This window comes from Methanobrevibacter wolinii SH (assembly GCF_000621965.1).
Lineage (GTDB): Archaea > Methanobacteriota > Methanobacteria > Methanobacteriales > Methanobacteriaceae > Methanarmilla > Methanarmilla wolinii.
This window is the reverse complement of record NZ_KK211375.1, coordinates 303274-328521: the sequence shown is the minus strand read 5'-3', so window position 1 is coordinate 328521 and position 25248 is coordinate 303274. Positions and strand designations below refer to the sequence as shown.

Annotated in this window: 19 protein-coding genes and 1 rRNA gene; 5 read left to right on the top strand and 15 right to left on the bottom strand. The window is 23.4% G+C overall.

What is annotated here, in order from left to right:
* The 3 genes from T523_RS05160 to carA form a co-directional block, all read right to left on the bottom strand.
* Positions 1–302 (bottom strand): 16S ribosomal RNA (locus T523_RS05160); the annotation flags it as partial.
* A gap of 1285 nt (positions 303–1587) precedes the next feature.
* The gene (gene carB / locus T523_RS05155; RefSeq protein ID WP_042707838.1) at positions 1588–4791 is read right to left on the bottom strand and encodes a carbamoyl-phosphate synthase large subunit; all 3204 of its coding nucleotides are present in this window, start codon (positions 4789–4791) and stop codon (positions 1588–1590) included.
* A 171-nt stretch (positions 4792–4962) separates the two neighbouring features.
* Positions 4963–6045 (bottom strand): glutamine-hydrolyzing carbamoyl-phosphate synthase small subunit, encoded by a 1083-nt coding sequence (carA, locus tag T523_RS05150; RefSeq protein ID WP_042707837.1) that lies wholly within the window; start codon positions 6043–6045, stop codon positions 4963–4965.
* A gap of 372 nt (positions 6046–6417) precedes the next feature.
* Here carA and T523_RS05145 point away from each other — a divergent pair, with 372 nt between their 5' ends.
* Complete coding sequence (locus T523_RS05145; protein WP_042707836.1) at positions 6418–6993, top strand: hypothetical protein; 576 nt, start codon at positions 6418–6420, stop codon at positions 6991–6993.
* A 563-nt stretch (positions 6994–7556) separates the two neighbouring features.
* Here T523_RS05145 and mtaA read toward each other — a convergent pair.
* The 5 genes from mtaA to T523_RS08995 form a co-directional block, all read right to left on the bottom strand.
* Complete coding sequence (mtaA, locus tag T523_RS05140) at positions 7557–8606, bottom strand: methylcobamide:CoM methyltransferase MtaA (RefSeq protein WP_042707835.1); 1050 nt, start codon at positions 8604–8606, stop codon at positions 7557–7559.
* A 379-nt stretch (positions 8607–8985) separates the two neighbouring features.
* Positions 8986–10602: a methylamine methyltransferase corrinoid protein reductive activase gene (locus tag T523_RS05135; RefSeq protein WP_042707834.1), complete on the bottom strand. Its 1617-nt coding sequence runs from the start codon at positions 10600–10602 to the stop codon at positions 8986–8988.
* Positions 10603–11135: 533 nt separating this feature from the next.
* Complete coding sequence (gene mtaC, locus T523_RS05130) at positions 11136–11960, bottom strand: methanol--corrinoid protein MtaC (protein WP_042707833.1); 825 nt, start codon at positions 11958–11960, stop codon at positions 11136–11138.
* 48 nt (positions 11961–12008) lie between these two features.
* Entirely contained in the window at positions 12009–13394 is a 1386-nt protein-coding gene (gene mtaB / locus T523_RS05125; protein ID WP_042707832.1) for a methanol--corrinoid protein co-methyltransferase MtaB, read from the bottom strand.
* A gap of 584 nt (positions 13395–13978) precedes the next feature.
* Entirely contained in the window at positions 13979–14194 is a 216-nt protein-coding gene (locus T523_RS08995) for a hypothetical protein (protein WP_156929595.1), read from the bottom strand.
* Between the two features lie 7 nt (positions 14195–14201).
* Here T523_RS08995 and T523_RS05120 point away from each other — a divergent pair, with 7 nt between their 5' ends.
* On the top strand, positions 14202–14570 hold the full coding sequence (locus T523_RS05120; RefSeq protein WP_042707831.1) for a hypothetical protein: 369 nt from the start codon (positions 14202–14204) through the stop codon (positions 14568–14570).
* Positions 14571–14640: 70 nt separating this feature from the next.
* Here the strand turns inward: T523_RS05120 and T523_RS05115 are convergent, their stop codons facing one another.
* The 6 genes from T523_RS05115 to T523_RS05090 all read right to left on the bottom strand — a co-directional run bounded on the left by T523_RS05115 (position 14641) and on the right by T523_RS05090 (position 21814).
* The gene (locus T523_RS05115) at positions 14641–15336 is read right to left on the bottom strand and encodes an aspartate/glutamate racemase family protein (protein ID WP_042707830.1); all 696 of its coding nucleotides are present in this window, start codon (positions 15334–15336) and stop codon (positions 14641–14643) included.
* Between the two features lie 401 nt (positions 15337–15737).
* Positions 15738–16883, bottom strand: coding sequence for a pseudomurein-binding repeat-containing protein (locus T523_RS05110; RefSeq protein WP_042707829.1), 1146 nt, complete (start codon positions 16881–16883; stop codon positions 15738–15740).
* Between the two features lie 177 nt (positions 16884–17060).
* Complete coding sequence (locus T523_RS05105) at positions 17061–18017, bottom strand: zinc ribbon domain-containing protein (RefSeq protein WP_042707828.1); 957 nt, start codon at positions 18015–18017, stop codon at positions 17061–17063.
* A 259-nt stretch (positions 18018–18276) separates the two neighbouring features.
* Positions 18277–19437, bottom strand: a complete 1161-nt coding sequence (locus T523_RS05100) for a zinc ribbon domain-containing protein (RefSeq protein WP_042707827.1) — start codon at positions 19435–19437, stop codon at positions 18277–18279.
* A gap of 779 nt (positions 19438–20216) precedes the next feature.
* Positions 20217–21158, bottom strand: coding sequence for an ADP-ribosylglycohydrolase family protein (locus tag T523_RS05095; RefSeq protein WP_042707826.1), 942 nt, complete (start codon positions 21156–21158; stop codon positions 20217–20219).
* A gap of 179 nt (positions 21159–21337) precedes the next feature.
* Positions 21338–21814, bottom strand: a complete 477-nt coding sequence (locus tag T523_RS05090) for a hypothetical protein (RefSeq protein ID WP_042707825.1) — start codon at positions 21812–21814, stop codon at positions 21338–21340.
* A 190-nt stretch (positions 21815–22004) separates the two neighbouring features.
* On the opposite strand from T523_RS05090, the gene T523_RS05085 reads away from it, so the two are divergent.
* Together T523_RS05085 and T523_RS05080 are read left to right on the top strand one after the other, a co-directional pair.
* The gene (locus T523_RS05085) at positions 22005–22997 is read left to right on the top strand and encodes a coiled-coil domain-containing protein (RefSeq protein ID WP_042707824.1); all 993 of its coding nucleotides are present in this window, start codon (positions 22005–22007) and stop codon (positions 22995–22997) included.
* A gap of 503 nt (positions 22998–23500) precedes the next feature.
* Complete coding sequence (locus T523_RS05080) at positions 23501–23971, top strand: zinc ribbon domain-containing protein (RefSeq protein ID WP_042707823.1); 471 nt, start codon at positions 23501–23503, stop codon at positions 23969–23971.
* Between the two features lie 238 nt (positions 23972–24209).
* Here the strand turns inward: T523_RS05080 and T523_RS05075 are convergent, their stop codons facing one another.
* On the bottom strand, positions 24210–24662 hold the full coding sequence (locus T523_RS05075; RefSeq protein WP_042707822.1) for a GNAT family N-acetyltransferase: 453 nt from the start codon (positions 24660–24662) through the stop codon (positions 24210–24212).
* A gap of 175 nt (positions 24663–24837) precedes the next feature.
* Here T523_RS05075 and T523_RS05070 point away from each other — a divergent pair, with 175 nt between their 5' ends.
* Positions 24838–25233, top strand: a complete 396-nt coding sequence (locus T523_RS05070) for a UPF0146 family protein (RefSeq protein WP_042707820.1) — start codon at positions 24838–24840, stop codon at positions 25231–25233.
* Positions 25234–25248: the final 15 nt, after the last annotated feature.

Sequence of the window (25248 nt, the reverse complement as noted above, 5' to 3'; positions counted from 1 at the left end):
GTTCCATCTCCGGGCTCTTGCTCTCACAACCCGTACAGATTATAGGCTTGGTAAGCCATTACCCAACCAACAACCTAATCTGCCGCAGACCCATCCTTAGGCGAAAAAACATTTAAACAAAAAACCATTACAGGAAAAATTGCCTATCCAGTATTATCCCCAGTTTCCCGGAGTTATCCCAGTCCTAAGGGTAGGTTATCCACGTGTTACTGAGCCGTACGCCACGAACCAAAAAGTTCGTTCAACTTGCATGGCTTAATCGAATCCCAATAGCAGTAGCTTCTGCCAGGATCAAACAGATTTGACAGAAAACATACATACACACAGAAGTACATAAAAAAAAGAATTATAGACGAGTAAAACAAAATTTTTTTAATAAAAAAATCATAATTGTCACAATCTTTCCCTTTTTCAAACAAAAAAGAAAAAAACACAACAATCAAATATCACCACATCTACTAAACCAACATCACACCTAATACTAAGTATTAGGTCCTCATGAAACAATCATAACAATGATTGATATAAATATAAATATGAAATTTTGCTATATGCGGAAAAAGCAGTCATCATAGTCATAATGTGATTATACATTTTAACTTAGACCAACGCCATATAACACATAGCACATACTATACAGAGAGTAACAACACACTCAAAATTAAATAGATATAATTGCAATAATTAATTATATTAATTATAATAGTATTATAATTATTAATTATAATATCAATATAATAATATATTATATTAAATAATATTAACAATAATTAAAATCTTATATAAAAAAATATCATTAAAATTTTAAAATTTAGAATAAATAATAAAAATAAAATCTTTAAATTAAAAATAAATATAAAACAATTAATTTAAAAAATAATAATATTTTATTAAAATGTAATAAAAAATTTTATTATAAAATTTAAAAAAATAAACTATTTATATATAATTAAAAGATTAATGAAGGTAAGTATACTCATTATATATAAATATTACTATTTAATCCTTGTAAAAAATAGAAATAAATTTAATAAAAAAAGAAAAATTATGAAAACTGTTTAAAATATAAAAATAAAATAGTTAAAAAATCTTAAAAAATTAAAATTAAATTATGATATTCCAAAATTAATCTAAAATATTAATTTTAGAATTAAAATAAAAAAATAATAAAAAAATTAAAGAAATCAAGTTAAAAAAAGAAAAAATAATATATCTTATTAATTTAGAAGATAAATAAAAAGAGAATTAATAAAAAATATAAAAATATTAAATATTTAAAAAAAATTAAAATAAAAATTCTTAATCTTATTTATTTTCAATACTTTGAAGTAAATCAAAAATCTTAGAATTTTAAAAATAAAAATTAAAACTAAAATATGAAAAATAGAATCTTAAGAAAATATAAAATAAACAAAGATCTAAGTAAAATATTTAAAAGAAAAAAATTAGTATTAAATAAAAAAAAGAAACTTTTAAAATAAAACTATCTAATTCAATAATATATTAAAATAATAATTTAGATGTAGATAATAAAAAATAAATAAAAATTATATAAAAAAATAGCAAAAATTAAAAAAATAATAAAAACTATTTTTTAAGATTTAAATCAAAATTTCTACCAGAATGTTCATTTAATGATTTAACATTAATTTCAGTATTTGAAACAGCTTCAATTGCTGCAAGTGCAGCTCTTGCACCAGCAAGAGTTGTTACATAAGGAATACCAAGTTCAATAGCTAAACGTCTAATAATATAACCATCAAGTGCAGCTTGTTTACCATAAGAAGTATTAATTATTAAATCAATTTCATCATTTAATATTGAATCACGTATATTTGGTGAACCTTGTGAAACTTTTTTAACAACTTCTATTGGAACTCCTTCAACAGCATTTGCAGTACCTCTTGTTGCACAAATTTCAAAACCTAAATTATGAGCTTTTTCAGCAATTGTTTGGATTTTCTTTTTATCCTTATCACGAACACTTATAAATATTTTACCTTTTTTAGGTAAATTCATACCTGCAGCAAGTTGTGATTTATAGAATGCAACTCCAAATGTATCATCAATACCAATAGTTTCTCCAGTAGACTTCATCTCAGGACCAAGAATAGTATCAGATTCAGGTAATTTTAAGAATGGGAATACTGACTCTTTTACTGCAACATGATCAATAGATATCTCTTTTGTAAGACCAAAGTCTTTAAGTTTATATCCTGTCATTAATAAAGTTGCAATTTTTGCAATAGGTACACCAATAGCTTTACTTACAAAAGGTACAGTTCTACTTGCACGTGGGTTTGCTTCAATAATATAAACCATTTCAGTATCAGTTTTTACAGCATATTGAATATTCATTAAACCTATTACATTAAGTTCAAGAGCAAGTTTTTTAGTATCTTCTTTAATTTCATCAATTAAATGTTTAGGTACTGTATGAGGAGGAATTACACATGCAGAATCTCCAGAGTGAACACCTGCTTCTTCAATATGTTCCATAATACCTGCAATAAATACATCTTCACCATCACATAATACATCTACATCAAGTTCAATAGCATCCTCAAGGAATTTATCAACTAAAATAGGATGTTCAGGTGAAACTTTTACAGCTTCTTTCATATATTCTTCAAGTTCATTGTTATCATAAACAATCTCCATTGCACGTCCACCAATAACATATGATGGTCTTACAAGTACTGGGAAACCAATTTTTTCAGCAACTTCTTTAGCTTTATCATATGAATGAGCAAGACCAAATGGTGCTTGATGAATATTAAGTTTATTTAATAATTTAGTGAATCTTTCCCTATCCTCAGCAATATCAATACTATCATATGAAGTACCTAATATTTTTACACCAGCATTAGCAAGAGGAACTGCTAAATTAATAGAAGTTTGACCACCAAATTGTACAATAACCCCATCAGGTTTTTCTCTTTCAACAATACTCATTACATCTTCAAATGTTAAAGGTTCAAAGAATAATTTATCAGAAATATCATAATCAGTACTTACAGTTTCAGGGTTGTTGTTGATTAAAATTGTTTCAATACCTTCTTCTTTAAGTGCAAGAGAAGAATGTACACAACAATAATCAAATTCTATACCTTGACCAATTCTAATAGGTCCTGCACCAATAATAATAATTTTTTTATCTTTATCTTCACTTAAAGCTAATTCGTCCCCTTTATCATAAGAAGAATAGTAATATGGAGTTTTTGCTTCAAACTCTCCACCACAAGTATCTACCATTTTATAACTAGGAACAATATGACATTTTTCTTGAAGTTCACAGATTTCACCTACTGTTTTATCTGTTAATTTTGCAAGTTTTGTGTTTGTAAAACCAAGTTGTTTAGCTTTTCTAAAGTATTCTGGATTTTGAAGTTTTTCATAATTAACTTCTTTCTCAAAATCAGCAATATTTTTAATTTTATTTAAGAAGAAAGTATCAATATCAGTGATTTCTGAGATTTCTTCAATATCTTCACCATCTTTAATAGCAGAATATAATTGTAAAAGTCTTAAATCAGTTGGATGTTCAAGATCATGTTTTGTATATTCAATATATTCAAAACCATCATAACCTAAATCAAGAGATCTTAAAGCTTTTTGAAGAGCTTCTTCAATAGTTCTTCCAATAGCCATAACTTCTCCAGTTGCTTTCATTTGAACTCCAATTTCCCTATTTATTCCTTTAAATTTATCAAATGGCCATCTAGGTATTTTAACAACAACATAATCTAAAGTAGGTTCAAAGGATGCTGGAGTTTCTTTAGTAATATCATTTTGAATTTCATCTAAAGTTAAACCTAATGCGATTTTAGAGGAAATTTTAGCGATAGGATAACCAGTAGCTTTAGATGCAAGAGCACTACTTCTACTTACTCTAGGATTAACTTCAATAACTTTATATTCACCAGTTTCTGGTTTAACAGCAAACTGAATATTACATCCTCCTTCAATACCTAATGCACGTATAATTTTAATAGATGCATCTCTCAATCTTTGAGCATAATCATTTTCAAGATTTTGAGCAGGAGCAACAACAACACTTTCACCAGTATGTATACCCATAGGATCTATATTTTCCATATTACATACAATAATACATGTGTCATTAGAATCCCTCATTACTTCATACTCAAATTCTTTCCAACCAAGAACAGATTCATCAATTAAAACTTGATTGATAAAACTCATATCTAAACCATGTCTTGTAATATGAATAAGCTCTTCTTCATTATGAGCAATTCCACCACCAGTACCACCTAAAGTAAATGCTGGCCTTACAATAGCAGGATAACCAATATCTTTAATAGCTTCTAATGCTTCATCAATAGAATTTACTGCATGACATTTTGGAATAGGTTCATTAAGTTTTTCCATAAATAATGCAAATAAATCACGATCTTCAACATTTTTAATTGTCTCAAGATTTGAACCTAAAACTTTAATATCATCTAACATTCCAAGTTCACCAAGACCAGTTGCAATATTAAGACCAGTTTGTCCACCCATTGTTGGAAGTATTGCATCAACATTTTCTTTTTTAATAATTTTTGCAACAATTTCCGGTGTTAAAGGTTCTGTATAAACTGTATCTGCCATATCCATATCAGTTTGAATAGTCGCTGGATTACTGTTAACTAAAACAGTTTCAATACCTTCTTCTCTTAAAGATTTACATGCTTGAGAACCTGAATAATCAAATTCTGCAGCTTGACCAATTTGGATAGGACCAGAACCAATTATAAGTACTTTTTTAATATCCTTGTTTATAGGCATTTTATCCTTCTTCTCCTCTAAAATCAAATAAGTAATAATGATATTAAAATTCTATAAAAAATATAGAATTTAATTTTTATAAATAAAAAAATTTAAAATTAAATAAATAAAATTCTAAATAAATTTAGATTATATTTAAATTTATTAACAAATTAAAAATATTTTATAAAATTAATAATTTTCAATAGTTTCTTTAAATTCTTCAAATAATGATTTAGTATCATTTGGGCCAGGTGCCGCTTCTGGGTGATATTGAATAGATTTAAGTGGTAACTCCTTATGAGTAAATCCTTCAGGAGTTCCATCATTTAAATTTATTTGAGTAAGTTTCAAATCACTATCTTTTAAAGAATCTGCATCAACAGAAAATCCATGATTTTGACTTGTAATGTAAACTTTACCTGTATTAAGATCTTTTACAGGTTGATTAACTCCCCTATGACCAAATTTCATTTTAAAAATTTTAGCACCAAAAGATTTAGCAATTAATTGTTGACCCATACAAATACCAAAAACAGGAAGTCTATTAGATAATTTTTGAATATTACTAACAGTTTCTTCTAATCTATCAGGATTACCAGGTCCACATGAAACCATTAAACCATCAACATCATAATCTAAAATTTCTTTATAATTCAAATTATAAGGTACACGAACAACACCAACACCAATATTAAGAAAACTATTAATGATATTATTTTTAACACCACAATCAATAAGTGCTACTTTATCCTTATAATCTTCCCCATAAATTTTTACTTCTTTAGTAGATACTTCAGGTACAAGATCTAAATCAGTAATACTTTTCTGACTTTTAGCTAAATCTAAAAGTTCTTCATCACTAATATCTTCAGTAGTAATTGCACCTTTCATAGATCCATATCTTCTAATTTTCAAAGTTAAATATCTAGTATCTATTCCACTGATACCTGGAATTTCAAACTCTTCTAAAAAATCATTTAAGGTTTTTTGAGAAGTATATCTTGAAGGTTTATTACAAACTTCTCTTACAACATATCCTTCAGCTTGAATTTTATCAGATTGATAATCGTCTACAGATACTCCATAGTTACCTTCTAATGGGTAAGTAGACATCAAAATTTGTCCATTAAAAGAAGGATCTGTTAATGATTCAGTATAACCAACCATACCAGTTGTAAATACTACTTCACCAACATTAGTTGTTTCATAACCAAATGATTCACCTTTTACAATAGTTCCATCTTCTAAAGCTAATTTGGCCCCATTTTTCATTAAATCACCATATTTATAAATCACCTAAAAATAAGGTGAATATTATATTATAATAATATATGTTTAAATCCTTATTTTAACTTAACTATATTATTATAAAAAAAATATAAAAAACAATATTAATTTAAAAATAAATTCAAAAAGATTTTAGAAAAAATAAAAAATTTTAATTTAAAAAACATTATAAAATGAAATTTCCTATAATTAAAATTAAAAAATATAAAAAATATTCTATTAAATAATTCTAAATTAATTAAAAATAATCAAAATAAAAAAGAAAAATATAGAAATTTAATTAATAAAATCTTAAACTCATAATAAAAACAAGATTAATAAAAAATTATATAAAAATTAAAATATTATTAGTATATGATGAATGAAAATAAGACAATAATAGAAAAAGCAAAAAAAATTATTTCTAATATGAAAGGTACAATAAAAGTTGAAAAGCTCTCAAATAAAGAAATATTAGATTTAATTGATATTGAATCAAACATTGATATAAATATTATACCTGTTGTTAATGAAGGAATGAAAGAATGTTTTAAGCAAGATATTACCTTTGTTGTTTTTAAAAAAGGATACTTCAGACTTCCACCATCACCTACTATAATTTTAGCAGGACAAGATGGAGAAATTATAGGTCATGAAATATTTAATGAAGAAGAAAGAGAAAGATATAGAAATGATGATAATGCTTTCTTATTAAGTGAAGATTTTGTAATATTTAGAGATAAAAATCAACATAATAATAGGTATATTAATGAAAAATCATTCATATTACCTCCTGTAGCATTTCCAGAACTTGAAAATATTGATGGTATTTCAAATGTAGTATCTTCTTCTCCATCAACACATAGTGATGAATACCTTAAAGAAAAATATGGTTATAATCCAAAAGATGGAAATATTGCAAGTATACTAGTTTCAATATCCTTAGATAAGTAAATAATTATATTAAAAATAGTATGAAACCTATTTTAAAAAATATTTATTTTATAAAATATATTAAAAATAGTATGAAACTTAATTATTTTATATTTACTTTTCTTGAATATTTTAAATATAAAATAAATAATATTTAATTAAAAAATATTGATTTTAAAATTAGAACTTCAAAAAAAATATCTTTTAAACAAAACATTATATTAAAAAACTTTTTTTAAAATAAAATAAAAAACAGAAACTTAATTTAATAAATAATTTTAAATATAAAGCAGTTTTAAACTTCTTAAATTTAAGATAAATTAAATATCAGTTTAAATAAATAAAAAAAAATTAAACAAACAATTTTAGAAACAAAAAATAAATTAATACCAATTTAATAAATAAGCTAAAAATAAATAACTCTTTTTTAAAAAAAATAAGTTAATAAATAACTCCTTTAAAAAAAATAAAAAATAAAATAAATAAGTTAATAAATAACTCCTTTAAAAAAAATAAAAAATAAAATAAATAAATTGATAAATAACTCATTTTAAAAAAAAAAACAAAAAAAATAAATACTAATTTTAATTATAATATTCATTTCTTGCTTCAACCATTGCTTTAATATTTTCAATAGGAGAAGCAGGTGCTAAACCACAACTTGGTGCAAGAACATCAACACCATCATCTAATGCTTGTTTAACATCATTTTTAACATCATCAACAGAACCAGTAAATAATGTTTCTGAAGTAGAAATATTACCAACAATAACAGAACTACCATTACCTTCTATTGCACAAGAACCATTATTATTTTGACCAACTTTTGCAATGTCTTCTCTTGCTTGTTTAATGTTAACAGCTTCTTCAATACTTATTCCATCAAAGCCAATAGTTGCCATATCTGCAACAATATCTTGACTATTACCACAAATATGTAAAACTGATTTAGAATCCTCAATAAAATTAGCATAATCTTCTAATGATGGTTTAATCATAGATTTAAATTGTAAAGGATCAATAAGTTCTGGAGAAGCAGTAGGTTCTGCAATACAAATTACATCAGGTTCATGTTCCATAATTGCTTCAGCATAATCCATACATGCATCTAAACAATTTTCTATAGCATCTTCAACATCACTAGGTTCTGTTTTTATTAATCTTACTAAATTTTCAATACCAAGTAAATGACCAGTTAATGTAAATGGACCAGTAGTTCCTACAATTATTGGAACATCCGGATATTCTTCTTTTGCAATATCAATTGCTTCTAAAACAGAAGGAATACGGCCAGTATCTAAGAAATCATCTGGTATTTCAATATCATCTGCAGTTTCAAAAGGAGAAGATTTAACTTCAGGTGTTTTTGTTGGAGTACCTAAATCAATTGTAGCCCCCATAGCTTCTGCTTCAACAGTTAAACCAAAAGGAACCCTAATACATTCTAATCCTGCAAATTTATATGGTGCACTTGCTAATTTTACCATTAACTCAGGATCTTTATGTGCTTCAGGCCATGAAGCTCCAACTTTTTCCATTGCTTCAGTAAGTCCTATTTGAGTTACACTAATAACTGGTTTTATATCTACTTCTTCACCACTTAGTGCAAGATCAAGGTTTTCTTTTAAATTCATTTAATCACCACTAATAAAATATAAAGTAATTATAAATATTACAGATATATTCAATATAATTATAAAACAAATTATTTATTTAATATTAAAATTATCCAAATTAAAATATTAAAATAAAAAATGAATAACTAATAATATATTTTAATAAATTAAAATTATTTTTTAATTAAATATAATTAAAATTCATTGAATAATAAGTTTAAGTAAACTTTAGTTAAATCTTATGAAAATAAAAGTATATAAAATTTTTTTCTTAAGTTTTTAAACTTGTAAAATACTTTGAAATTATAAGATTTAATAAAAAATCTATTTTTTAATTAGTTTAAAAACAATAAATTTTACAAACACTTTAAATAAAATAAATTTTTAAAAATTTTGATTAATAATAATTAAGGAATTTACTATAATCATAAACTTTTAAAGGACATGAAAGAACACATTTTTGACATCCTAAACCTGCACAAAAATCAGTTCTTAAGATTATTGCTTTATCTTCAATCTTAATTGCACTTTCAGGACAATTATCAACACAAGTACCACATTGTATACATCCATCAAATTCTGCTTTTAAAAATGAACCTATTTCAACAGTGTTTAATCCTTCTTCACCAAGTTCAGGTATATCTCTTTCAAATATTTTATGAATATTTGGATTTTCTTCTTTTTGTGGTAATTGTTGATAACCATATTTATCTAACCATTGATTATACATCCATAAAGGCATTCCTTGCTCATAAACAGCAAGTTCTAATGAATAAATTTTTTCAAAAGTTTCACAAGTTGCAAGCATTATATGATTACTTTCCATTCCATCTGCAATTTCTTGTAAAGTGTTTAATAAATCAGGATTAAAACAGATATCCTTTGCCATTGCTAAAGAAGTATTTCCTATTTGATAAATTTCTTTTGAAGAAGGAGGAATTTGACCAACATCTAATGATTTTAATGGGTCAACATAAAATCCAGATGCTCCTGCCATATAACAAGCATCAATTTCATCAAGATCTATTCCAGCAGTTTCTGCTAAAGTTAAATGTGCTGCCCGAAATGCACCTAAAGCTTTTCCAATATTTACAATATCTTCAGAAGATAAGTAAACATCATCTTGAAGATAAATTTTATCAGAATATTTTATTTTACCATCTTCAATAATTTTATCTCTAAGACCTAAACTAAATGCAGCAATAACTCCAGTACCTGTAATACCTTTAGCTTCTACATTATTCTTAGATTTATTAATTATTTTACCATTTTCAGGATTAATTACATCTCCATCAACAGTAATAAGTTCATCATCTAAAACTTTTATCATCCACCCATTATCAACTAAATCTAAATCAGAAATAGTATTTGGTGAAGCTAATCTTCCTTTCTTAATCATTTGTCCTTCAATTGCAGGACCTGCAGCAGCAGAACAAGTAAATATTTCACCATCAATTACAAGTGCCATTTCAGCATTAGTTCCAAAATCAGTAATTAAAAATATTCCATCTTTTTCAAGAATTCCGGATTTATAAAGCATTGCTAAAGCATCAGCCCCAATTTCATGTTTAATTGCAGGAGGAATATAAACTTCAGTATCGGAATTAAGATTAAGTCCTATTTTTTCAGCATTAGTAATTGTAGATTTTCTAGAAGGAGGTACAATATTTTGATCTTTAATTGCATTTTCTCCCCAATATGCAAGGTCCCTAATTTCTAAATTAGCAAAAAGAGATAGTTGTATAGGATTTCCACAAACAGAAACCCTCTTAACATTATCCTTTTTAACACATAAACTATTAATAACTTTATTTATAGATTCTATTAAAATATTATGTGCAGTTTCAGAACCTACATTTAAAGCAAAATGAAGATGATCAACCACATTTGCACCAGGCAATGGATGTCTTAATGTAATTGAGGTAGATACTACTTTAGATTCATTTAAATCTAATGCTTGAGCCCTTATACCACTTGTTCCTATATCAATAGCAATAGCATATTCTTCATCCATAATATTACTCCAATAACCATAATTTTAATTATATAAACTTTTTTTAGTAATCATTTCTAAATATCTTGAAATCATCTAAAAATTTTCTTTAATTTGAATTTGTGTTTTAATTAAATTTTAAAAAAAAAATCTTTAAAAAAAATTCAATATTTAATTAAACTATTAATTTTGAAATATATTAACTTATTTAAAATAGCTAGTTTTAAATAAATTAAATTAATCAACAATATAGTTAAATTTAATAAAAAAATGAATTCTTTAATATTTTATTAAAATATAATCATTATCTATTAAAAAATATTCTATAGAAAATTAAAATTTTAAAAAAAATATATTAAAAAGTAAAAAATAGCCAATAATAAAAAATACAAATAATTATTTTAAAATAAGAATAATTAATAAATTAAAATTTAATCTAAATAGAAATAGTGTTTAAATAAGAGTATAAAAAATTTATAATTTAATATACTCTTAAATATTAATTTTATTTAATAAATATCTCTAAAATTAATTAAAAGACATATAAAATAAAATTATGCATACTCTGGTACAAATTCACCAACAACTTCAGAGTAGTTTTTCCTTAAATCTTTCCAATCTTCTTTATCTTTAAGAATTGCATCAGCAAGTTTTGGAGTATGATATGCTTCAACACCATAAACAGTCATATCCATAGATTCAACATAATCTTTCCTTACAGCTCCTCCACCACAACCAATTGCAGGAACTTCAAGACCTTCTGCTTTTAATGCATCAACAACTTTAGGGAATGCAGTCATAGTTGTTGTCATGAGAGCAGTTCCAGTCATGAAAATAGGATTATATTTTTTAACAGCTTCAACAACCTTACTTGCAGGTACATCCCTACCTAAATCAATAGCTTCATATCCTCCAGCTCTTAAAAACATTAAAATTAAGTTTTTACCAATATCATGAGGATCACCTTCAGCTACAAATGAAACAACAGTTCCTTTAGTTTCACTTTTATGACCTAAAACTTTTTCACATTCTTTAACTGCTTCCATCATAGCATCTCCAGATAACATTAAATCTGGTAAGAAATAAATACCTTTAGTATAAAGTGCACTTACAGCATTTATACCTGCCATTAATCCATTATTAATAATATCCAATGGAGATACTTTATCATCTAATGCTTTTGTAACTAAATCTAATGTTTCGTCTTTTTTCTCATAAAGAATTGCAAGAGCAATTGATTTAAATGGTTCTTCATCAGGAAGTATTTCAATTACTTCAGGATGCTCTTCAGGTTTAATAGCAGGTCCTTCTAATTTTACATTATACCTAATAGCAATATTTTTTTGATTAATTTTGTTTTCTAATTCTTCATAACCCATATTATCCCCTTCTTAATTATTTATAAAAAGTGCTAAATTTCATAAAAATTATAATTCATAATTTTTAGGATCGAAATCTGGTACTTTTCTTTTATATCTCCTAATACATTGTTTAATAAATTTATCTGAGTCATCAGGTAATTTTTCTAATGTTTTTATAGCACTATCTAATGTATCTCTTTCAAATCTAGTTAAATACATTTTTTTAGAATCAACAGCTTCATTAATAATTTTTCCAGCTTCTAATGCTGCAGCTATACTACGTTTATATGGATCATCACCATACTCTACAATTGCTTGACCTATACGATATGCATTATCATAAGCAAGTACTAATGCTTGAGGATCCCTATATTTATCAGAGAGAGTATATAAATCTCTTAAAGTTTCAGCTTCACCAGCTTCAATAGCTGTATTCATTAATGCTGCTTCATAACCTGTAGCTTGTAACCATACTTGTGGTGTAGTTCCACCCATTTCTTCTCTATGGTATACAGACTCATTACTCCATGCATCAGTTACTCCTGCAATTAAATTACCCATTAAATCAGAATGAGCACAAACTGCATTTTTACCCTCAGTAGATATTGGAACACCAGAAATAGCTTTAACAATAGGGTTTTCATAACCACAATCTTTAAGAGGTCCAGTTGCTCCTGCTTCAACTGCTACTAAACTATTTGCTGCACCGACTGCCCTAGTAATTGCAGCAAATGTATGTGAACAATCTTTATCAGTTAATCCACCAGCTAAAAACATTGCAGTATTTGATTGAGAACAATTAGTATCACCACCACAGATTACATCATGTTTCTTACATATTGAACTAATTTCAGTCCACATATATTCCATATCAATACTTCCAAGAACACCAATACCAAAGATAATAGCTTTAATATCTCCCCTAGAAATACCATAATCAGATACAGATTTTCCACCAGTAGTTTCAATACCAATAACATCTGCACCATTTTCAGCACTTTGTTCAATGGATTCAATTACATTTTGATATTGATTAGAAGTTCTAAATCCAGAACCTTTTTCTTCATCACGAATATCTGCTGGAGTAGCTTGGAGTGCAATTTTAATTCCATATTCATCTTGATATTTTTCTAAAACTTCTGCTTGAGCAGCAGTACAAGCACCAGTCCAATCAGGATTATTTGTTTGTTGAGAGATATGTTCTTGTTCAATCATAAATGAAGGTAATCCAACATTAACAGCTCTAGCAGCTGCACTTCTTGCAATATTAGAACATTCTGAAACCATACTTTCTTTACTAGCTTCAGTTCCTTCACCAGGTGCAACTTTAATAATAGGTACAACATGCCCTGCACCAAACTCAATGCCTCTTTTTCCTTTAACTGGATATTTTGCATGACCAAAAAGCATTTCATTTGGACTATCATATTCCATTTTTGTATATCTTTTCATAATATTACTCCCCAATTAAAAATTTAAAAAAAATCAATAATTATAGTTATATTAATTTCTATATATTTTAAATGTTCATAATATATTTTTTGATTTAAATAAAAAAGATAAAAACATATAAATTAAATTTTACAAATAATCAAAATTAATAAAAATAATTTAATAAAGTTCAATTTAATTATATTAAAAAACAATTTAGTAATTAGAAGTGGATATATGAAACTAAATTAATCATATTAAAAAATAGCTAAATAACCAAATAAAAAATAACTACATTAAAAAATAACTAAAAACAATAAAATTAATCATGCTAAATAGCTTAATAACTTAAAAGTAAATATAAAAAATTAACTATATTAAAAAAATAGCTAAATAACTTAAAATTAAATACAAAAAAATAGCTAGAAGTAGGAAATAAAGTATATAAAAATTTAAGAAATTAATTAAAAATCAAGTAAATAATTTAAATTAAGAAATTAGTTAAAATAAGAATAAATATAAAATTAAACAAATATAAAATAAAAAAAACCATTAAAAAATAATTAAACTTAAAGATAAACAAATATAAAATAAAAATGTATTAATTAATAATTAATCAAAAAAGATACTAATATAAAATACATTACTGGAAGTGATACTATAACAACAGAAGAAGAAAAAGAAATTGAAAGTGTTGAAAAAAAATTAGATAGTGAAAAAAGTGGTGATGAATTTGTAAGAGACTGTTGTATTGGTATCATATTAATAATAATTATAATATTCTCTGCTAATTGGTTAATAAGTGAATATACTGGAACCACATGTACAATGGTAGAAAGTCAATTTAAAATACCAAATGGACTTTCACTTCCAAAAGATAGTGATGCAGATCATTCTAGTCGTACAATATATTTAATTGATAATAATGGAAGTGATTTATCAATAACTGAAGATATTAGTAATAATGAAAAAGAAAATGAACTAAATAATTTAATTATTATCAATAATACAACAGAAGGAATTAATGGAGTAAATGTTACTATACTAAAAACAACAGATAACAGTAAATACTTAGCAAATAATAAAACATATTATTTATTTACTAAAAATAAAATAAGGTATTTAATAAAATCAGATACTTCATTAGAACGTAGCAAAGTATATGAATTAATTGGAAATATAAAATTAAAACATTAATTTCCATTTAATTTCTTTTTATAAAATCTACTTTTAGATAAAAATTCTAATATTTTTTTAAAATATATAACTATTTTTTACTTATTTCTTTTAAAATTCTCTTAATATGTACATTCTCACTATCTATTATTGGGATTTTTATATCCTCTTCATTTATTAATAGGTTTAATTCACAACATGCAAGTAATAAACAATCAATATCATTATTTTCAATTATTTTATTAATAATTTTAATATAATCTTCTTTTTTATAAGGTAAAATTATACCATTTTCTAAATTAGGATATATTATTTCATGAATTTTTTGTATATCCTCTGAATTAGGAATAATACATTTTAATCCATTTTCTTCTAATTTTTTTATATAAAAATCATGTGTCATTGTAAATGATGTTCCAGTAAGTAGTACCTTTTTATAATCATTTTTTATAATTTCATCAATAACACAATCTATAATACTTATTATAGGTATATTTAAATCTTCTTTTAAGTTGTCTATTACAACATGAGCTGTATTTGATGCTATTGCAATTATATCTGCACCTGCTCTTTCTAAACTTTCTATTTCTTCTAATAATATATTTTCTACCTGATTATAATCTTCAAAATCTAATTGTCTTATAAATTTTTCCATGTTTAAACTACTTATTAGAATATGAGGATAATATTCATCTTCCCTTGTGTTTTTAAATGTATATACTATCTTTTCATAGTAATTTACTGTGGATGCAGGACCTAATCCTCCTATTAATCCTAATGTTTTCATTTTATCCTCTTTATTCTTTTAATCATAAAAAACTAATTTAAAGTTTTTAATACTTTCCTAATAAACATATACTTATAATCTTTAGAGAACATTTAATATTATTCTTAATTAAATTATACTTATAATCTTTAGAGAACATTTAATATTATTCTTAATTAAATTATACTTATAACCTTTAAACCACTTTCTAATATTAGTCTTAATTAAATTATACTTATAATCTTTAAAGCACGTTTAATACTTTCCTAATAAACATATATTTATAATCTTTAAATTATATTTTTTTTAAAATTCTAAACCTATTTTAAAACTTTATAGTAAATTACTGAATTTAAGAAAGTATTATTTAAGATTTTAATTATTTAAATTTATCTAAATTTAAATTGAAGATAAATTTAAATTTATCTTCTTTTGTTTTTTCTTCTAAGTCCTATAATCAACAATACAATAGCGATTATCATTAATATTGGTATAGCAGTGTATACAATATTCATATCATTAAATGATTTAAATTCACTTGATTTTGGTAGATTCATTGTACCTGCATTCTGATCATCATCTGTAAGAATTGCAAAATTATATAATAAATCATTATAACCTATTTTAGCACCATCATATTCTATATAATTAGGTGCTTTACCATTTTTATCCATATAATCTACAACTTTTTGAGCCATGTATTCATAATCATATATAGTATATGAATTTTTTGTACCTATTGAGTAGTTTTGAGGATTATCAGGTGCTTCATAATTTTTAGGTGTGTTTAATCCATCACCAGAAAGATATGCTGAAAGGAGATATAATGCTTGAGGTGTAGTATAAGAACCATATCTTTCTTCTATTTTACCAAAATTTTTACTTGATTCAATAGATTTTGAAATATTACCTATTGTACTTACCTTAAGATTATTATTAATAACTAAATCTGTTCTTAGTTGATCATCACTTGAATCATCATTTTCAATATTGTATATGATTTGGTCTGCAATATACTTATTTACAGTACTATTACTATGATACATATCTTTATTTTCATCAGTATCATCAGGATACTTTTGTACAGGTTGTATAAGATTTATTCCAGCATATCTTAAAAATTCACCTGGATTTTTTATTGATTCAAAACTTTCATCAGACCAATTATCATCCCATGCTCTTCTAAGATTACTTGTATTATCTAGATTTAAAGAACCTAAATTTACATACATTACTTGCTTATTTACTTTTGTTGAATATTTAGCCATTTCATAGAAATTAGCAGCATCTGCAAATGCAAAAAATACGCTTACATCAGTATCTGAGTTCATTGCTCTTGTTCCTTCTCCTGGTGCAGGAGAATTTGGATCTACTGTTGCATTTATTTCTCCATTACTATCTTCTTCAATATAATGTTTAATCTCAGTTAACATTTTAACTTCTTCACCTTTCTGACTGAAGACACTGTCTGAGGTTAAAAACACTGTTGTTGCACTTACTGCACTTATTGTAGGTGCAAGTATTATTAAAGTAATAACTAAGATAATACCTATTTTATGGATATTCATTTTTTACCTCTAATTAAACTTTTATTAAATAGCTATTAAGTTTTAATTGTAAATTATTAAATAATTTTTCTTAAAAATAATATTAATATATTTTTCCTTATCAATTAAATATTTATAAAATTAGTTTTTTCTAAATTTTTAAAAAATATAATAAAAAAAGATAAAAAAAGGTTTTAATTAACCTTTTATTTTAATGGAATTAACGAGAGTATTTGAAACATTATCTAATGCATTTTGGTTATTAGTATCTGTTGTAACAATAATATCATATTCATTATCTCCTTTAATAAATCCTATATATCTTGTTACAGTATTATTTTCTGTTGTATATGTTATATTGTATCCAGAATTACCACTTACATTAATATAATCAGAACTTTGTACAGTTCCATCTTCATTATTTCCAATATGATTTGCTACAGCACTCATAATATCATCAATTGATGCACCAGCATAACCAATTGAAGATAAACTAGTGTTATATATATCTATTTTAACATTATTTCCTTCAAAGCTAGCCATATAATTAGTATCATTTACTTCTTTATAGGAATTTGGAATATTTATACTGAATTCTGTAAAGTTATATTGTGTACTTGCATTTACATTATTTGAATTATTATTTTGAATATCATTTAATGATACTCCAACAAATATTATAATTAATATTAATAAGATAACAATACCAACACTAATAATTTTTCTTTTTCTTGATTTTGTAATTGTTTGTGCTAATTGTTTTGATTTTGCAGTTTTAGATTTTATTTCTTTTTTATTGTTTGTTTTATTTTGTTTGTTGTTATTGTTTGTATTAGATGTTTTTTGTTTTTTATCTGATTTTTGTGTTGATACATCTACTTCTTTTTCATGTGATCTAAATATTAATGATTCTTTATTTGTTTTTCTTACTGGTTTTTTATTTTCTCTATGAGTTTTTCTTTCATAAGTAAAGATTTTATTTAAATCATTTCCTTTTTTTTGTACTTTCGTTTGTTCTTTATTATCCTTATTGAAAATACTTACAGCTTTGTCATTAAGTTCTAATTTTTCATCAGGTAACTTTGTATGACAATCTACACAGTATTCTTCATTATGAATATGTTCTTTTCCACACTTTGGACAATACTTTGCCATAATATCCCTAATTTATTTTTTTAAATAATTCAATTAATATAATATATAAATTTTTAAGATTTTAATCTTTATTATAAGTTTTTATTAAACTTTATACTATTAATATCATCTAATACAAATAAAAATGAATTAAACTTTATTATAAGTTTCTATTAAACCCAATAATAAAATTAACATCATTTAATATAATTAAACTTTATTATAAGTTTCTATTAAACCCAATAATAAAATTAATGTCAATTAATACAGTGAAACTTTATTATAAATTCTTATTATATTTTATACTATTAATAATAGAATTAATATCACCATTAAATGAATCAATATCATCTGATACAAATAAAAATGCATATTCTTTATTATCCTTTATAAAACCAATAGTCCTATACTCATAACCATTAGTACCATTTTTACTTATAACATCATATCCAGTAATATTATTAATATTTCTATTTGTACTACTATTTATTAAAGCACCACTTCTAATATCTAACTCTTCAGTTGAACGTTTAATATCATTAACATTATTATGTGAAGACTTAGATTGATAAACACTTAAGAGTATTTTATGTCCATCCTTATCTGATTTAAAATTACCAATAACATTAGTTTGATTTTGACTAGTATTATAAGACTGCCAATCAGAAGGTATACTAAAAGTAATGATTTTATTTGAAAATTCTCCTTGAGCATTACTTATTGGATTAAGGTAGTTTATAGTGTTTTCTTCAATTATATTAAATGTAAATGTTGCAACTAAAGCAATTATTATAAGAGCTATTAATATTAAAGTTACATGTTTATGTATGTGTTTTAATCCATTTTTCTTAACTATTTCTATCTCATTTTTTGAGTCTTTATTAAATAATTTTTTTAATGAAAAATGCTTTTTATTTTTATTTTCTTTATTTAATGATTTCTCTTTTTCATCAATGAATTCTTTTTCAAAATATTTATCAGATTCATTTAATTTAGCATAAGGATTTTCTTCAACAGTATGTATTGGATATATTACATCTTCTTCAAGTTTCTCTTCATCATTAAATATTTCATTAACTAATATGTCTTCTTTTTGAGTTTTTGATTCATCAATAAAATCATCATAATCTAAAGTACCTTCTGAATCACCATAATAGTAAGTACCAGTTTCAGGATTGTAGAATATTTCTGGTTCATCATCTTCCCGTGTATTTTCTAGATTTAAGTCTTGTGTTTTTTTTAAATCAGCTTCTTGTTTTGTTTCTGAATATTCTTCATTAAAAATATCTTCTTCATTAAAATCAAAGTTATCATTATTATTTGTTTCATCAGAGTTTTCATTTGTTTCTTGTTTTTCATGAACCAATTCTGCACCACAATATTTACAGAATCTTTCATTACCCTCTGATTCTTTTCCACAAATAAGGCATTTAGTTTTCAAAAAATAGCACCAACCATTGGTTAATTAATTATATTTATGTTTAAATAGTATTTAAAATTTATTAAATTTTTATTAATTTTATTATTTTTTTAATTATTTTTATATTTTTTTTAATAATTTTAAATAAGATTATACAAATAATATTTAAACATTTTATTATATTGTTATCTGTATAAATATCATAAAATACATTCTATTAAAAAAATAGATAAAAACTAAATTAAATTACAAAAAACCTAAAAAATAAAAAACTAATATAAGACCTAAAAATAAAAGAAACAAAAAATGAATATAACTCTTAAAACCAAGAAAAACCAATAAAAATAAAAGAATTAAATTTAAATTCACTATTAATTTCAAATTCAATAGAAAATAGAAAATATCTAAACAAAAAACTTTTAAAAATTTAAATAAGTACTACTTAAAAAAAAATTAATTAAATTTTATAAAAATATATTAAAAGTAGTTTTTTTAAAGTTTTATCTAAAAACAATTAAAAATAAGTTTTTTAAAGTGAATAATAAGTGATAAGGTATTTAGATACCTTATCTGTGTGTTAAAAAATGAATAGAAATAATCTCATATGAATCTTATTTCTATCTAAGCTATTACTTTATAAATTATTATATTTATATATATTGAAAAAATAAAATTAAATCTTATAAAATATATGAACTTATTGAAATCCTATTTTTTATAAAAATAATTTAAATAGTATTAATAATTGAAAAAATTAAAAGTTTTTTCTAAAAATTAGGAAGTTTTCATATATAAAAAATCTATTGAATAATATTATCAAATCTTTCTAAAAGATTTAATATTTCATCTTTTCTTTTTATAGTATCTACCCACTCTGTAGGTATATTAGAATATCCATAATATATTCCAGCAAGTCCACCAGTAACTGCAGCTACAGTATCGGTATCCTCACCTAAATTTACACTTTTAAGTAATGCATCCTTATAAGAATTTGTATTTACAAGAGACCATATTGCTGCTTCTAATGTATCTATTACATATCCACTACTTTTTATATTATTAATTTCTGTATTAAATATAGTTTTATCTATTATTCTTTTGAAATATTTTTTTTCTTCTTGAAATTCTTTATTATTACTATAATATTTTACAGTATCATCAATACCTTCAGAAATTGCTTTATTAAGTTCCATTTTATTAAGTAATTTTACAGAAATTTGACAGTAAATATGACATGCAATCTTAGTTCTTATATGTTTATGTGTTAATGAAGAAAGTTTATAGATTTTTTCTACATCTTCTTTTTCTAACTTATTTTTTGGTCCTATAATATATACTAACGGTAAAATTCTCATAAGTGATCCATTACCATTATTCCTTTCTCCATCTCCACCACAATTTAATGGATCTTCTCCATTTTTATATTTTTCAATACTCTCTAAAGTAGTATTACCAATATCAAAACTAATATTATTTGGTGTATACTTTCCATCATAATACCAATTAGCAAATCTTTCCATTAAATCATCATAATTTATTTCAGGATAATTTATAAAACTATCAATTGTTGCAAGATTTAAAGAACTATCATCAGAAAATGATCCTGGTGCTTGATGATATGTCCCATATCCAATCATTGTTTTTATTGGATATTTGTCTAAGTATTCCCTTTTTGTAAATTCAACTGGAACTCCAAGAGCATCCCCAACAATTAATCCCATTATTCCATCTTTACTTTTCATTTTTCCACCTTTAAATTGATTTGAATAAATATTGATTTATTTATAATAAATTAATTAATATAAACCAATATTATAATGATTAAAAAATTATAGTAAATATCTAATGTTTTAATGATTAAAGATTATAGTAAATATAAAGCAATATTTTATAATAATTTAAAAAAAATAAGTTTAAAAAATTAAAATGGAGACCAATGTCTCATAGGTTCATAGTATCCATAATAATTTAATAGATAATGATTTAATGGGTTTTTATTAGAGTAATAATTTATTTCAGCTGTAAAATTTTCACGAGTTATATTTCCATTTTTATACAAATATCTAACCCATTCAATATGTTTACTATCCTTGTTTACGGTTTTATAATATTTTTTTATAGATATTGGGAAATCTACTTCATTTGCATAATAAATATTACTTATTGATTCAAAATTTCTATCATTTTTATATCCTAATAAAGTTGCATTATTTTTGTTCTCTTCAACTGCTTTTATTAATCTAGCATCAGATACACTACTAATATTATATTCTTGTGCTAATTTTAGATTTTCTTTTGCAATTTCTTTATTATGGGATACATCATGGAAGTATCCAAATGCATAAAATATTGCTAAGATTATTATTACAATTAATATTATTGTTTTTTTATTATTCATCTGGAACCCTCTTTATAATAATCTTAGTTAAATTTCAATACTTATATTAAATTTAAAACTAATTTATTATTTTTATCATTTGTATTTAATATTTCATATATTTATCTTTTATTAAAAATTCATTTATAATATAATATATTAATAAATTTTATTTAATAGTATAGCATATAATATATATTAGTGATGTGTAATGACTGAACATATAACTAAAAGTATTCATTCTGTAACTGAGGATATACCTTTAGATGGGGATGTTAAAGAATATAATTTAGCTATTTTTTCTCCGGATGATGGTTTTAAAAAAGGAGATAATGTTGCCATTATTGGTTTAGATGAATTTAATAAATTAGAAGAAGATTCTGCAAATATGTTAAGTGAAATTAATAATCTCAAAAAGATTATTAATAAATTTGAATCTGAAGATGAAGATATTCTTAAACTTAAAGATTTAGCTAATAAATCTAAAGAAAAAGATACTGAAATTAATAATTTAAAAGAAGATATATCTAATTTAACAGAAAAAATAAACAAATTAGAAAATGAAAATAAAGATTTACATTCTAAATTAGATAATAAAAATCAAGAAATCGATGATTTAAAAACTAAAATTGATAATTTAAACTTAGAAGTTCAAGAAGAATATTTACCTCAAAAAGCATCTCAAAATGAAGAATTATACAAACTCCAAAATAAAGTTAATGAGAGAAATGAATTATTATTTGAGGTTACTGATAATATTAATCAAACCATGGAAGATGCAATATTAGATACTGTAGAAGAAACAAATAATTTAATCAATGCAAATAACAAAACTACTAGAGCAAAAATTAACAATGCAGTTAGTAAAACTGAAAGAGAAGTCACTGAAAGAAATAGAGCAGTAGCTAGTAATATTAATAATATGGTTGATGAAATTAATGAAGAACTTCGTAATATTAGTTTCTGGAAATTATTATTTAATAGAAAAGATATTGATATTAAAATCCCAACAAGTGATTTAAATAAACAAGTTAAAATTGATATGCCTAAAGATATTGTTGAAGATAAACATGTTAATGTTGATGTATTAAAAATTAAAAATCAACATAAAATTGATAATTTAAAACAATTATGGATTGATACTGATAATGAAGATTCTGATAAAGAACCTATAGATGTTGAACACCAAACTAAAAAAGATTAAATTTAGTCTTACACATCTTTTTCTAATTTATTAATATTTTAATGAAATTAAGTTATTTTTAAAAACATAAGTTAAATATTTACTAAAATTAAAAAATTAATCTAAATTTTAAAATTTATTTAAAAACATAAGTTAAATATTTACTAAAATTAAAAATAATTGGAATTTTAAAGAATTTCAATAAATACACTATTTTAAAAATTAAAAACTACATAAAATAAAAACCCATATACTAATTATGATAAATTTCTTAAAAAACTTATTTAAAATATAAAATCTCTAAATTTTTAGTTTAAAATCTCGAAAAAATTAAAACTATATAATTCTTTAAACATTTTATGAAGCTTATATTTTTATAAATTAAAATTTTTTATTATTAAATTAAATTATTATTAAATTTTTTAAAAACATAATAAAATATTTATTATAAAAAATATAGAATTTTAGATTATAATTAATTATGAAAATATAGGATAAACAAACAAAAAATATTAGGGGAAAATATGGTAATTAGACAATGCCCAAAATGTGGAAAACCTGATACTACGGGATATGGCTTTTGTATATACTGTGGAACAGAATTTCCAAAACAAGAACAAGAAAATAGAAATTCAAATAGATTAAACCAAAATATACAAAATAATCCTGAAAATCCAAGAGTTAATGTACATATAGAATATAGCCAAAAACCACCAAGATCAACAGGCATGAATCTTGTAATTATAGTAGGTTATATACTATCAATTTTTGGAAGTATTCTTGGATTAATACCTGCAATATATTTAATAACACGTAAAGATATGTCTTTAAAAAGACATGGAGTAATACAACTTGCAATAATTTCATTTTACATACTATTTATTGCTATGCTATTTGCAACTGGACAATTGACAATAGATAAAATTATTGCAATTGGTCAAAAAGAATATTCAAATATGACTCAAATTACAAATATGAGCATGTATAAACATTAATTGACTTAAAAAGTCAATTATTTTTTTAATTTTTAACAATATCTATTTTTATAAAATTTATATCTAAAATAAAATTTTAAAATAAAAATTTAATAAAAAAACTTATTCTAACAAAAAAAAAAACCCAAAAAATAAACTAAAAAAACTTATTCTAACTAATTTTAAAAAAAAAGATATACTAAATTTAATTAATAAATTCTAAATTTAACTAAAAATATTAATTAAAATAAATTAATAATTAAGAATTTAAATTATCTTTAAATTTATAATACATTACATAAGCAGGAGCATCATTTTCATAATAATGAGGTACTTTTCTATCTATTACAAATCCAAAATTCTTATAAAATTCAACAACATTTAAATGATTAGCATTAACTTCAAGATTAACTTGTTCAAGACCACAGGTACGTAATATAAGAATTGCTCTATACAATAATTGAGTGCCAATACCAGTATTTCTAAAATTTTCATCTACAGCAATTGAAATTATATGTCCTTGATTTTCTTCTTTAATCCAAAAAATGACATAACCTGTAACATAACCATTATTATCTTCTGAAACAAGAAAACCAGTACCCATTTTAAAGAGTTTTAAAATCATGTCAACTCCATAAGAAGTTTCAAAGGACATTTTTTCAATTTCATGAACCCTTTTTAGATCTTTTTCTTGAAACTTTCTAATAATCATAATAAACACAATTAGATAATTATAGTAAAAACAATATTAAAAACTTTCGCAATAATAATATAAATCCAAAATATAATTAGAAAAAAATAATATAGATATAATTAGAAAATTATTAAAAATCCTAAATCAATTAAAAAAACATGTTTTTATCTAAAGAAATAATGGAGAATAAAAAATGTGGGATGACTTCGGAGAATATATTTTAAATTATAAACCTAAAAAATCAAATATTGCTGAATTAGCAATAGGTCATTTTTATGATGTAAGTTCATATTTAGAAAGTTTTGAAAATATTAATTTAATTAAAACAGATATTAATCCTTCAAGAGAGGATATTATAAAAGATGATTTAACAAATCCTAATTACAAACTTTATAAAGATATTGATTTATTATATTCAATTAGACCACCAAATGAATTACAACCTTATATTTTAGATTTAGCAAAAAAATTAAATTGTACACTGCTTATTAAACCATTAACAGGTGAAAATTTAAATACAAAACTTAAAATAATGAAATTAAAAAATTATAAAAAAGCAAGTTTTTATATATACAATCCAAAAATATAAAAAATATTAAGCAAA